At 60.5% G+C, this 13,298-nt stretch carries 11 protein-coding genes; all 11 read right to left on the bottom strand.

All coding sequences use genetic code 11. The features are described from left to right. Nucleotides 1-109 precede the first annotated feature (109 nt). Complete coding sequence (locus tag WDN46_10640) at nt 110-733, bottom strand: TetR/AcrR family transcriptional regulator (protein ID MEJ0093873.1); 624 nt, start codon at nt 731-733, stop codon at nt 110-112. A gap of 308 nt (nt 734-1,041) precedes the next feature. Beyond that, entirely contained in the window at nt 1,042-3,774 is a 2,733-nt protein-coding gene (locus tag WDN46_10635) for a PAS domain-containing protein (protein MEJ0093872.1), read from the bottom strand. Between the two features lie 62 nt (nt 3,775-3,836). Beyond that, nucleotides 3,837-4,490, bottom strand: coding sequence for a chemotaxis protein CheX (locus WDN46_10630; protein ID MEJ0093871.1), 654 nt, complete (start codon nt 4,488-4,490; stop codon nt 3,837-3,839). Beyond that, nucleotides 4,487-4,870 carry a response regulator gene (locus tag WDN46_10625; protein ID MEJ0093870.1) on the bottom strand — a complete coding sequence of 128 codons (384 nt, stop codon included), beginning with the start codon at nt 4,868-4,870 and terminating at the stop codon, nt 4,487-4,489. Before WDN46_10625 ends, WDN46_10630 begins: the two co-directional genes overlap by 4 nt. 88 nt (nt 4,871-4,958) lie before the next feature. After that, nucleotides 4,959-5,198, bottom strand: a complete 240-nt coding sequence (locus WDN46_10620) for a hypothetical protein (GenBank protein MEJ0093869.1) — start codon at nt 5,196-5,198, stop codon at nt 4,959-4,961. Continuing rightward, nucleotides 5,195-7,153 carry a chemotaxis protein CheA gene (locus WDN46_10615; protein ID MEJ0093868.1) on the bottom strand — a complete coding sequence of 653 codons (1,959 nt, stop codon included), beginning with the start codon at nt 7,151-7,153 and terminating at the stop codon, nt 5,195-5,197. The genes WDN46_10620 and WDN46_10615 overlap by 4 nt, the downstream gene beginning before the upstream one ends. After that, on the bottom strand, nt 7,153-8,022 hold the full coding sequence (locus tag WDN46_10610; protein MEJ0093867.1) for a protein-glutamate O-methyltransferase CheR: 870 nt from the start codon (nt 8,020-8,022) through the stop codon (nt 7,153-7,155). Before WDN46_10610 ends, WDN46_10615 begins: the two co-directional genes overlap by 1 nt. Beyond that, on the bottom strand, nt 8,019-9,134 hold the full coding sequence (gene cheB, locus WDN46_10605; GenBank protein MEJ0093866.1) for a chemotaxis-specific protein-glutamate methyltransferase CheB: 1,116 nt from the start codon (nt 9,132-9,134) through the stop codon (nt 8,019-8,021). The genes WDN46_10610 and cheB overlap by 4 nt, the downstream gene beginning before the upstream one ends. Continuing rightward, entirely contained in the window at nt 9,131-10,627 is a 1,497-nt protein-coding gene (locus tag WDN46_10600; GenBank protein MEJ0093865.1) for a chemotaxis protein CheW, read from the bottom strand. Before WDN46_10600 ends, cheB begins: the two co-directional genes overlap by 4 nt. Before the next feature lie 2 nt (nt 10,628-10,629). After that, complete coding sequence (locus WDN46_10595; GenBank protein ID MEJ0093864.1) at nt 10,630-12,570, bottom strand: methyl-accepting chemotaxis protein; 1,941 nt, start codon at nt 12,568-12,570, stop codon at nt 10,630-10,632. A 255-nt stretch (nt 12,571-12,825) separates the two neighbouring features. Then, entirely contained in the window at nt 12,826-13,194 is a 369-nt protein-coding gene (locus WDN46_10590) for a PA2169 family four-helix-bundle protein (GenBank protein ID MEJ0093863.1), read from the bottom strand. Nucleotides 13,195-13,298 lie beyond the last annotated feature (104 nt).

The following is a 13,298-nucleotide window of genomic DNA, read 5'->3' as shown; positions in this document are numbered from 1 at the left end:
GCGTCGTCCAAGGAAAAACCGTTCGTTCGGCAGGCTCGTTGTCGGCGGCCACGGCGGTCACGCATCTCTCCCAAAAAGAAAACGATCATTTCCAAAATAGGCAAATAAATCAGACAAGCGTCTTCATCGCTATTTCCACCACCGCCGCCATGTCTTTGCGTCTGCGCCCGGTTTTGCCGACCACCCGCATCCCTTGCAGCAAGCAGAGCATCAGCCGGGCGGCGGCCGCACTATCGATTTGCGAAGCAATCGAGCCATCAGCCTGCCCTTGCCGGATTAATTCGCGCAACAGCGCCTCGCTTTGATCCAGGGCGACGGCGATGCGCTGCCCAACCTCGTCATCGAAGATCGCGAGCTCCACCGCGCTGCCGACCAGGAGACAGCCCCGTCGCCCTTCTGCTCCATGCGAGGCTTCCATGTAGAAAATCAAAACGTCGCGGATTCGATCTCTCCCCGTCTCGCCGGCATTGATAATTTTTTGAAGCTTCTCGCGCCGGACGGTTTTGTTGCGGTCGAAGGCCGCGAGGAACACGGCCCGTTTGTCCTTGAACGCCTTGTAGACGCTGCCTTGGGCCAATTGCATGGCCTCCGTCAGGTCGCCGATTGAAGTAGCGTGATAGCCGCGCTCGCAGAACACCTGCGCAGCCCTATCGAGCGTTTCGTCTATGTCGAACTCGCGCGGACGCCCGGGACCGCGGGGGAGGAGTCGGGATGATGAAGCGTCGCGCGGCATGGCTCTCTATAAGAAACGAACGTTTCCAAATCAACTCAAATTTCGGTTACGGCTTATATTTCCGAAGACAGAGGGACGATAGGCGCACGCGAACCTTTCTGGCGGCCTTCACGTAACTCTGCCTTGCGATGGCGGTCGGTCCCCTGCCCTTTGCGTTTATGACCAAACGACCCAAACGCCGATATCTACGGTCCAAACTGCGAATCCGTGAGGGAAGGAATGGCTTGCGGCGCTGAAGAGGCCGGGAGCGGGCGCGATTTCGCGCCCGAGGAACTGTCCGAGAATTGGCTCCAAAAGTTCGAAGGCGGCTAGCCCCGGGCTTCGATAATTTCCCGTATCTTCAGAGCCAGCACGTCCATCGAAACGGGTTTGGTCACCATGTGCATGCGTTTGCCCAGAAAGTCATTCCGGACAGCGGCGTTCGCCGCGTAGGCGGTCATGAACAGGATTGGAAGGTTCGGGCGGCTCTGTCTGGCAATCTCGGCAAGCTGACGTCCGTTCAGACCGGGCAATCCGACATCTGTAATGAGAAGGTCAATCGGCGCGGGAGATTGAATGATTGAAAGAGCGGTGATGCCATTAGAAGCCTCAAGAGCCGCGTATCCAAGCTCATGCAGAACGTCGAGGACAATCAATCTGACCGAGGCGTCGTCCTCGACCACCAAGACGTGCTCGCCGGAGCCGGAAGGACCTTCTTCGTTGGCGCCTGGCTCTGCGCGGACCGCGTCGCCGTGACAGACCGGCAGATAGAGCTTGATCTCAGCGCCCTCGCCAAGCTTACTTGAGATCGTGACATGACCGCCAGTCTGTTGAGCGAAGCCGTAGATCATCGACAAGCCAAGCCCCGTACCCTGACCGATGGGTTTAGTCGTAAAGAACGGATCGAAGGCCTTAGCTACGACATCCTCGGACATTCCCGATCCGGTGTCGCGGACGCTGATTGCAACGTAATCGCCAGGTTGCACATGGTCGTGCTTCTCGGCGTAGGCGCGGTCCAGCTTCAACTCTTTGGTCTCAATTGTAAGCACTCCGCCCTCAGGCATGGCGTCGCGAGCGTTGATCGCCAAGTTCAGCACCGCGCTTTCGAGTTGATTGGCGTCGGTCATGGCCGGACGAATTCCAGCGCGGAGCTCGACTTGGAGAACGATCTGCTCACCGAGAGTACGTCGCAACAAATCCTCCATCGATGCGACCAACTGATTCACGTCGATGGGCTGATTGTCGAGCGACTGACGTCGTGAGAACGCCAGCAGTCGATGAGTAAGCGCCGCAGCGCTTTGGGCCGATGTCGTCGCTGCATCGACAAATCGTCCAATGTCCTGAACGCGTCCATCTGCGATGCGGCGCCGAATAATATCCATGCTGCCGATGACGCCGGTCAGCAGATTATTGAAATCATGCGCTATGCCGCCGGTGAGCTGGCCGACAGCCTCCATTTTCTGGCTCTGTCGCAGTTCATCTTCAAGCTGCTTTCGCTCGGTGATGTCGCGACCGACGCAATAGAACGCATCGTCGTCCGCCGTAATAGTCCAATTGATCCAACGCGCGCTGCCGTCCTTGGCTAGCAGCCGCAGATCAAACGGCTTTGCGCGGCCGCCTGCCGCTAAACTATCGAAGATCGCCTTAGCATGAGCCCTGTCGTCGGGATGAACGAATCGTTCGAACCGCGCACCGACAAGCTCTTCCGCCGCATAACCCAGTAACTCCGTCCAGGCCGGATTAACCGCTCGCTGGACGCCGTCCGCGCTGCAGACGTGGATGAGGTCGCGCGAAAGGTTCCAAACCCGATCGCGTTCCTGGGTCCGTTCCTGCACTCGACTTTCAAGGGTCTGATTAAGCTCGCGAAGCTTCTCCTGCGCGAGCTTCGAGTCTGTAACGTCATAGATAGCGCCGATAAATCGGCGTCCTCCGGCTTCGCAATGAAGCTGTCCACGCAGCGCCAGCCAACGCTCTTGGCCATTATCAGGGCGCCGGATGCGAAACTCGCTATAGGATAGGCCGTCTGTCGAAAGCGCCTCCGCGCCGCCTATGATAGCGGGGTCGTCGCGATGAACGACGGAGTTAATGGTCCGGACAGGCAGGACTGTTGATGGATGCAGCCCGAGCAACCGGCAGAACTGCTCAGAGACATCCACAGTGCCAAAGCCGGTCTCATATTGGAATGTGCCGACGCCGCCGGCCGTCTGGGCGAGATGTAATTGTTCCTCGATGCGCTTTTGGTCGGTGATGTCCGTCACGACGCCGGTGAATCGGACTGGCCGATCGTCGGCTCCGAGGTGGGAGCGTCCCCGCGCCGACACCCATCGAACACATCCGTCCGCCCCCAATATGCGATAGTCGCGGGAGAAAACCTCGGCGCCTTGCAAGGCCGCCGCCACTGCGATGCGCGTCCTCAGGACGTCGTCGGGATGGATATGGGCGAAGAAGGACTTGCTTGGCAGGCCGGCGGCAGCTTCTGCTGGCGGAAGACCGCAGAGCTTGGAAAAACGCACGTCCGCAAACAGCCGGCCCGAAGCTATATCCCATTCCCAGGCGCCGACGAGGCCGGCGACGGTCCAGCTCAATCGCGCGTTGGCTTCGATATCAGCCAATTCACGCCGACTATCAGCCAGCTTATCCTCGATTTCGCGCCGATTATATTCCGCTGTGACGTCGCTTTGAGTTGAGAGTAAAAACTTTGCCGCGCCAGCCTCATCCCGGATTGGCGCGATGCTGAGGCGATTCCAAAATAAGTCGCCATTTTTCCGGCTGGACTGCAAGTCGGCGTTCACTGTTTGCCCGGCGGCGAGCGCATTGTTGATTGCAGCAATCTTGGAGAGACCGACGTCGAGGTTTCCCAGGAGCCGGAGGTCGCCCCCCGCGACATCGTCGGAATCGTAACCGGTAAGCGCTGCGAACGCCGCGTTGACGAAAACGATAGGATAGTCCCGGCTGCAAGCATCGGCGACCGCCAGCGGGATGTTCGACATAGCAAGAGCGTCCAACAGCGGACCAGCCAAACTCCGAAGCTGCTTGGGCAACGCCAAAAAGGCATCGCCCAAGGCATTTAAAATGGTGTCGCCCTTTATCATGACCAAGTTAACGCTTGAGATCGCCGGTTGGTTCAATCGCCATAGCCGATCCCTTCGGGGCCGGCGACGCGTTCGATGAAGTCGTTAATCAGTACTTTGAGTGCGCTAAGGGACGGAAGATCCATGAGCATGGCGATATAGCCGCGGATGTTGCGGTCGCTAATCGAAAAATTAATGTAGAGAAAGAGAACAATGCCGTCATGCGGGATTTCTTCGGATAGCTCGAACAGGATTTGAACGGTGCCGCGGATCACTTCGGGCAACGACATAGAAACCGGTTTCTGCAGCATGTTGGCCATCGTCGCCAAGCACCCGTTCAAGACGATGTTCCCGGTCTCCGCGAGAGCTTCGTCTTCTATCTCGATAATCTCTGCTGGGGAAAGCTCGCCGCCCGCGACGGCGCGAACGAGCTCCAGGCTGTTGGCTTCTGGAAAGATGAGCAAAGCGCGTCCCGCAAAGGCCCCTCCGAAATCCTGACGGACTGCGACAAGCTGGTCGCTTTCACGTTCCCGGATCATGGTCAATGCGGTCGGGCGATTGACAACTTCAACAGACGGCACTGAAAGAAGGACTTGATCGCCAACCATCTTGCGCAGGCTCAAGGCCGCCCGGCTGACGCCAATATTGACGAGTTCCGTAAGCGCGTCGCGTTCCAGCTCCCCTAGCAACTGCGGCGATAGGGTCATTCGGTTGCCGCACGCAGCTGCAGCGCGGCGCCGGAAATAAAGCCGCGCAAACCGTCCTCTGTGACGGGCTTGGGGACGAATGCAGCGTTCGCGGCGCGCGCACGAGCGATAATCTCTTCTTGGAGATTGGCGGTGGCGACCGCAATGGGCATTTGCGGAAAACGCGCCCGCAAGTCTTCCGCCAGCGCCAAGCCATTCGTCCCAGGCATGTTGTAGTCCAGAATAGCTATATCAACCGTCTCGCTCTGCAATAAAACCAGAGCGTCCTCCGCATTGGCGGCCTCGATCCGTTTCCACTCGGGTTGAAGAGCGGTGATCGTTTTGTTGATGACGATGCGCGCTAATTTGCTGTCATCGACGATCAGAATAGTAGTCTTCATTAACGCGCTCCAGCGATGTCTGGGCCAATGTGTTAGCGGCTAATTGCGTCTTAGCCACGCCGTCCTGACGCAGGGCAAAAGGCTTATATCATAAGTCTGCAAAGGCCGGGAAAATCCATTTAGCCATGAAACTCTCCTCACAGGGTGCGGCGATCGCAGGGCGGAATGCAAGCACAACCTGGAGCACGGCAGTATGAAGCCAAGTGCATTCCTTCATATCCAGCGCTCGAGCGCCGTCGGCCCTCAGCAGCGCGAGCAAGGCTTCAGCGTCCTCGACGCGGCACTCGCCGATGAGATGAATGATCGCTCCCTCTAGTTGCAGGCTCATCCGATTAGCCCCGGCAAATCCAAAACCATCAGCACGGAACCCTCTCCCAGCAAAGTCGTTCCGACGACGCCGCGCATGCCGGCCAGCAATCCCTTCATTGGGCGCAAAAGGATGTCCATTCGATCCACGAACTGGTCGACCGCCACTCCCGCCACGTCATCGGCCGTTCGCACGATGAGAACCTTAATATCGCCGCCAACGCGCGGCGCGGCGTCCTGCCCCAGTAGATCCGCCAGATTGAATAGCGGAACGACCCGGTCGCGCAGCACAAAGGCGCGTCCTTCGCGGATAGGGACGATCCTGTCGCTCGCCACGCGGGCAATCTCGACAACCGCATCCATGGGAACGCCGAATCGTTGCCCCCCCGATGCGACCACCGTGACTTGCGTCATCACCAAGACGAGCGGAAGAGTTAATCGAACCGTCGTGCCCTTCCCAGGCGCGCTGTCAACGGAAACGCGCCCGCCCAGACGATTGACGGCCGCGCGCACCGCGTCCATTCCGACGCCACGGCCTGAAATGTCTGAGACCGCCGCGGCCGTCGAGAAACCGGGCGCGAAAACAAAATCGATCGCCTCTTCATCGCTTAAAGCGTCGATCGCCTCTTTGGGCATTATAGACCGCTCTCGTGCGACTTCCCTGATGCGGGCGGTATCGATGCCCTGCCCGTCATCTATCACCTCGATAATGATTTGGTCGCCCGCACGCCAAACCGAGAGCCGAACGGCTCCGCGAGCGGGCTTGCCAACTTCGACCCTCCGCGCGGGAGCCTCCACTCCGTGATCGATCGCGTTTCGTACGATATGCAGCAGCGGTTCGAAAAGGCCATCCGCGATGGACTTGTCGGCTTCCACATCGTCGCACTGGAGGAAAAAGTCGACATTCTTGCCGAGTTTGCCCGCAATATCGCGAGCCATCCGCGGAAGCCTCCGCAGGACCGTGTTGAGCGAAACGAGCCGGACATTCGTCACCGCATTGTGCAGGCCGGTCAATAACCGACCAATGCGAGTTTGACTATCGCGAATGCTGAGAGCCAACGCCTGACCCATAGCTCCGCTTTCCGCCTCCGCGGCCAGTTGGGACAAGCCATTCTTGGCGATGATCAGTTCATCGACAATGTCGGCAAGGGCGTCGATTCGGAGGGGGTCGATTCGAAGGGTCCTGCCGGGGAATTCCAATGCCGCCGCAGGCTGGGATGTGGCTGAGCGACGGGATATCTCAACGATCCGCACCTGGTCCGCCACAAAACGATAGGCCGTCGCAACCTCAGTTTTGGGCGCCGTCGAAAGCGCATCTATCACAAGATTGCAGGTGAAAGGATCGTAATTGGGGCCGCTTTCCCACGGCTCGCGCGAGGAAATGCGCAATCCGGCGAGGCCGGGAGTTTTCTTGACGATTGCAACCGGATCATCGCCTCTGAAGAAGCAATCGGGATCCGGGGTATAGTGGATCGCAACCAATACGCCCGCATCTCCGACCGGCAACGTTGCCGAGCGGGCCAAGAGCCGGTCAATCCAATCATCATTCGCGGATAGAGAAGTATCTGCTCGCGGACTAGCGTCGGGCGCCGACCGCGCCAGGGCGGCGCTTAGCGCAGTCGTCAGGGTTCCTCCCTCATCCTCCGCGTCCGCGGGAAGGCGGCCTGTACTGGCTATTGCGTCGAGCCAGCGCTCCGTCTGGTTGATGCAGCCGAACAAATATCCCACAACGGATTCATCAAGCGCCAAGTCGCCGTCTCGCACGGCGCCAAGCAGATCCTCGGCCGCGCGGAGCATGGCCGCAAACGGCGCGAAGTCGAAGAGACCGACTGAACCCTTAAGGGTGTGGACGCTTCTAAACGCGCTATCAATCGCGGCGAGATCGTCTGGCTGTTCTTCAAGGGCCAGCAGATCCTCGCTCGCTCGCAGCACCAATTCGCGTCCTTCAATCACAAACTGTTCGAGCAGGTCGTCCATCAGACTGTCTCTTCAGGGCGCTGATAGACGAGTGCGTCGTCGAAGCGGCGGACGACGAAGCTGTCGACGATGCGGGTCATCGACTCGCTATGGCCAAGACACGCAAAACCGCCCGGATTGAGGCTCGCGTAGATATTGCGCGCCGCCAAAATTCTCGAGGCCTCATCGAAATAGATCAGGACATTGCGGCAAAAGATAATGTCGAACAGCCCCTCCGGCGCTGTTGTGGCCGCATCAACGAGGTTGGCGGCCCTGAACGCCACCGATTCTTTCAGATCCTGAATGATCCGTCGTTTGCCATCCGGAAGAGGTTCAAAATAATCGGCGATAATCTTGCCGGGCAAACGCGAAAGGGCGCGCTCGCCATACTCGCCCCTTCGGGCGTCGTCCAAGACGCGCGTGTCGATATCCGAGCCCACGATCTCGATATTGTAAGCATCGACCATCGCCCAGTTCTCCAGCAACCAAATGGCGATGGAATAAGGCTCCTCTCCTGTCGAGCAGGGAACCGACCAGATCCGAACGCGGTCGCCGGGATTTCGCTTCGCCACGATCGCCGGGAGAAGCGACGCGGTCATACAGCGCAGCTGGTGGTCCTCGCGATAGAAATAGGTCTCGTTGACCGTAAAACTGTTGACCAGCCGTTCGGCCTCAAGCGCGTCGGTTCTCAGATACGCAAAATAAGCTGAGAAAGTGTCTGTCGCGGTTTCGACCATTCGTTCGGCCAAGCGGCGAGCAATGTAGTACCGCTTGCTCTCACCGAAGAGCATCCCCGTCCGCCGATACAGAAAGTCGCAAAGCCGCTCGAGGTCCGTGGCGCTCAAGGAGAGGCCGCCGATGGCGTCCACGCCGAGCGGAGAGAGGGTCATGTCTCGTCAACCTCCGCGGCGGCGGCAACCAAGTCCAATAACCGATCGGCGATTTCGTCGAGACGGACGACAAACTCGGCGCCGCCGGCCCTGACCAATTCGCCGGGCATCCCCCATACCACGGCCGATTCTTCCGCCTCAGCGATGGTATGGCCCCCGCCCTGCCGAATTTGAGCCATGGCGGCGGCGCCGTCGTTGCCCATGCCAGTCATCATGACGCCGATCAAGCGGTCGGCTGGGACATGCGCGAGAGCGCTCATGACCAGACGCTCCACGCTGGGATGCCATCGAAACTCGGCAGAGGACGGCGCGGCCAACACAACGAGGCCCTCAGGCCGTGCGCCGAGAATCACGTCGGCGTCGCCTTTACCAATATAAACGCGCCCGCGGACCAGCGGCGTCGGACGCCGGACTTCAAGGACATCCAAGGCGCACAGCCTGTCGAGCCGACGCGCCAGCGCGTCGGTGAAGGTCGCCGGCATATGTTGGGCGACAACCAACGGCCAAGGGAAATCAGCCGGCAGACTTGAGAGCAGCGCATCCAGCGCCGCGGGGCCGCCGGTCGACGTTCCGATCAACACAACGGCCTCGCCGTTGTCTGTCCCTTGCAGCGGCTCGACCGCAATTTTTGGCGCTATACGACGCGTTGCCGGCCGCGCTGTAGCGGTCGCGCCGCTGCGCAGTCGGACGCGCTCGGCAAGTCTGTGGGCGGCTCGCGGCCGCGATTTCGCGGCCTGTCGCACCTTGTCGACCAAGATGGGCGCAAGCTCATCGATCTTCAGAGAGATCGCGCCGTCCGGCTTGGCGATAAAATCCACCGCGCCCATGGCTAGCGCTTTGAGCGTCGTCTCCACGCCAGCCTGGGTCAATGAAGAAATCATCACCACGGGGCAAGGCCGCTCCAACATAATGCGGTCGAGGCAAGTTAAACCATCCATATTCGGCATCTGGACATCGAGGGTAATGACATTCGGCTTAAAGCTCTCGAGCTGAGCGAGCGCGTCGAGGCCGTCTCGCGCAAACGCGATCTCGAAATCGCCTGCCTCGGTAAACACCTCGCTCATCAAGCGGCGCATCAGGGCGGAATCATCGACGACCAGCAGCCTAATCACGACGCGGGCAATCCCATGTCAGGCTTGGTCACGGCGGCGAGCAGGTCGCGCTCCGCCCGGTCGAGCAATTCATGCGGATCAATGAGCAGGATCATCCGCCCGTCGATTTCCACATTGGCGATTCGATCGAACATGCGACTGCTTTCCGAGCGCAAATCGGGCGTGGGCTGCAGCCGTTCCGGCGCAAAGCTCAGCACTTCTGACACGCTATCGACGATGAATCCGGCCTGCAAATCTCCGATGGTGGCGACAATCACGCGCTTGCGGCCGGCGAAGTCGTCGCCCCCGACCGCAAAGCGCCTGCGCTGGTCAATGATCGGAACAACCTTTCCACGCAAGTTCATCACGCCCTCGATGAAGGCTGGCGCGCGCGGCACCCGGGTCAAGGCATCCGGCAGCGCGACGATCTCGTCCACGGCGGCGATAGGCAGGCCATATTCCTCTTCGCCGAGCCGGAAGACGATAACCTGCTCCGTTGCGGCATGCTGGCGTTCGGCGTTCATGTCGGAGCCTCTCTGACATTCATCTGCTAGAATCTGCGCGAGGCCCTCATCCTCGAACAGCCGGTCGGGCGAGAGGATGGCGACCAGTCCCTGCCCACTGCCAAGGCGATAGATGGACTCGATCCGCGCTTCGCCGTTTCCGCGGTTCAACACAGTCGGCACCGGGCTGATGGACGCCTTCGGAGCCCGCAACACGACCCTCAGAGCGTCGACCACAAGCCCGATCAGGGAGTCGCCGATCTTGGCGACGATGACGTGTTTGGACGGCGCATCGGCTGGGTCGCCCGAAAAGCCGAGAAGGGCGCGCAGGGAGACCAACGGCAGAAGCCTATCGCGCGAGGCAATGACCCCGAGGCTCGCGACGTCCGCGTGAGGCAAGGAGGCTATATGGGGCGGGACCGCCATCACTTCGCTTACATGATCGAGCCGAAGCGCATAGGCTTGATCGGCAAGAGTGAAGCTAAGCATGGCGACCTCGTCGGAGGATGTTGCCGCCGGCGCTCGCGCCGCGCCTTGAACCGCTTTGGCCTCGACGCGTTGGGCGATCGCCCCGAATTGAGATTTGATCAGGCTTTCAAGATCAACGATCCGTACCGCGCCATCGTCGTCGATAAACAAACGCGCAGCGCTCGACGGATGGCCGGCGGCATTCGTCCGCATCGAGAGCGAGGACACTTCGTCGACGATCAGACCGATCGTTGCGTCCCCGATAAGAAGAACGCGCGACGCCGAGATCGTCGCCTGGCTTTCGGTCCCTTGACCTTCCGTCGCCGGGCTTTCCTGGCCTAGCAGTCGGGCCAGGGATAGCACCGGCACCACGGCTCCCCGCAGATTGGCGACGCCGACGACGCTGCGCGGCGTATTGGGCACGCGCGTCACGCGGGGATTTTTAAATATCTCAGCCACATCGCTCGCCGGCAGGGCGAGGCGAGTCGCCCCAACCCGAACGTTGAGGACGCGCAGGCCATCGGAGGGCGCCCCTTGGGTCATGGCTATGCGCCCGACGTTTGCAGCACTTCGGCCAGCGAGGCGATCTCTTCGATGGCCGCCGCGAGGCTCTCGGCGCCGCGCGCCTGTTGCTTGGCGGATGACGCAGCCTGCGTTGCAGCGCCGCTGGTCTCTTCCGCTGCCGCTGCGACCTGCTGTGTTCCGGCCACCACCTCTCGCACCGATGTCAACGCTGCATCCGCTCCTTTTGAGATCTCGAGATTGGCCTCGCGCACCAGCGCCAAATGGGATTCGATGACGCCCAGCCGATCGTTGACCAGGCGATTTTTATCGAGCTCCCCTTCCAAGGCCGTCACGATCTGCTCCAGATCCCGACGGGCGATCGTGATCTGAGATCTTATGGCGCGGATCAGATCCTTCACGCGATCAGCATTGTCCGACGACTGCTGCGCCAAGCTCCGAATGTCGCCAGACACGATCGCGAACCCGCGGCCAAAATCGCCGGCTCGAGCCGCCTCGACCGAGCCCGTCACGGCCAGCATAGTAATCTGCACTGCGACAAGAGTTATGCCGTCAACGATCTTCTCGATGCGCCCGGCGGAGTCTTCGAGTGGTCCAATGAGGCTGAAAACACGACGGTTTTCACGCAGGGAGGTCTCAACCCCAGCGGTCAGCCTGTCAATTGCTTTATGGTTCTCCTTGAACCCGGAGCCTGCGGCCTCGGCGCGCCCTACCGCGAGCCTTGCGCTCTCGCCGACGGCGGCCGCCGCCGCGGCGATCTGGCTGATGGCCGCGTTGGCTTCTTGGGTCGCCGCCGCCTGGCTTTGGGCGCCTCGACCGATCTGATTGATTGCGGCCATAATCTCTCCCGCCGCGCCGGACAATTCTTGCAAGGTCGCTGACAGCTCCTCGGCGGCGGCGCTTACCTGTTCGACTGCGAGGCCGGCATTCTCTCTTGACCGCAAGCCCTCCACCAAGGCTGCGAGCGACTGCGCCGTCCGCTGGCTCTGATCGAGCGCGCTGCTTTGCTGATGAACGGCGCGTTGCGCTTCAGCGGCGGCGGCGGCCTGCTGTTCAGCGGCGCCGGCGACAGTTTCGGCGGCAAGCTGAGCTTCTTTGGCGGCCCCATCCACCTGAACAGAGGCAGTCAAAATAGTCTGACTGCCTTCCGCCAGTGTCGTTATGCCAAGCCGAATGTCGTCAAGATCGGCGGAGATGTGCCCCGCGGTTTGAGCCTCCTTCGCAGCAACGGTCGCCGCCTCGCGAATCTGTTCCGCCAGTAACCGGACTTCGTCGCCTACGCTCCGCGCCAAGTTCTGCACCTCGCGAGAGCGCTTCTCCGTCATCCCGGCAAGCGTGCGCACCTCGTCCGCGACGACAGCGAAGCCTCGCCCGTGGTCGCCGGCCCGGGCCGCTTCAATGGCGGCGTTCAGAGCTAATAGGTTGGTCTGATCGGAAAGCTCCGCCACCGCGTGCGTTATGTCGCCGATATTCCCGGCGTGCCGTTCGAGGGCGACGATCAAGTCGATGGAGGCCATCTGGCGAGCGGCGTTGGCCTCGACCGCCGCAACCGATGTCTTGATATGCGTCGCCGCCTCGGCGAGCAAGGCTCGTAAGGCGTCCGTGCGGCCTCGCGCGTCCGTCGCGCGATTTCGCGCTTCGGCGAACGCCCCGCTTAGCGCCGTGATCGCCGCCAGAGATTCCTGGGACGCGCCGGCAGCCTCTTCCGCGGCGGTGGAAATCTGCTCCAGCGCCCGGCGAAGCTCCTCCGCGGCGGCTGCGGCCTCTGCGACGCCGCTCCCTAATTCTTCCGTCGCTATGCCGATGCGGTCGAGGGCGCTTTTTTTTGTGGCTCGGCCGCGAGTCTGCGTGCGACCCCTGACCGTAGCCTTTTCCGCACCCATCTCAGGCGATGGCGTTTCGACTTTCGCCGCCTTGGCCTCAATCCCTTTGCGATCGAGGACGGCTCTTTTGACCAGCGCCATGAATGTCCCAGGAAATGTTATTGCAGAGGCTACGCCCGACGCGGCATACGTTGGACGGCTACTACGCGCCACATTAGGGATCGAGTAATTCCCAAGCAAGCGCAATGCCTCCCCCGAAAGGATGCAACCCGGGCTCATAGCTCTGCGATATGTCGTCGCCAATTGTCGCTTACGGTCACGCCGCTGCGTTGCGAAGGTTGTGCACCCGGTCGTGATTTTCCATTACGCCTCTGAATTGGCGCTCGACGATTGTTCTTATATCGGGGGGCAATCTTTTTTGAGCGCCGCTTCGTAAGCTCCTTTTGCGGCGTCTTCGCCGCGTTCGCATTCGACGAGCACAGCGTGATCATCCATTCCTACGATGGACGCTTTAAGATTTGTCCAGCCGCGATGAAGCAACGCTGACGTCGACCCCCTTTCAGTTGGTTGCCCACCCAGGCCGCGGATCTTTGTCTTAAGTTCCGCCGCCCCCTCGTCGCATCTCGTGGCCGCCGTCTCAAAAACGGCCTTAAGCGCCGTGCTTCTGACGTTCTGCGCGCAGGTGCGAAATCCCTCCTCACCGTCTTTCGTCGTTTGAAGCAGAGCGTTCAACGTCGAGATTACCTCGTCCTTGTCGATGTCCATAAGAAACTCCTTGGCGTTTAGCGTGACTGGGAGCGCAGTTTCCCCGACCAGGCGGGGCTAAGAGCGGAGAAGTTGAAAGGTTCCCTTGCGCGTTTGCTTTTAAG

This window comes from Methylocella sp. (genome assembly GCA_037200525.1).
Lineage (GTDB): Bacteria > Pseudomonadota > Alphaproteobacteria > Rhizobiales > Beijerinckiaceae > Methylocapsa.
This window is presented reverse-complemented; position numbering and strand designations above follow the sequence as displayed.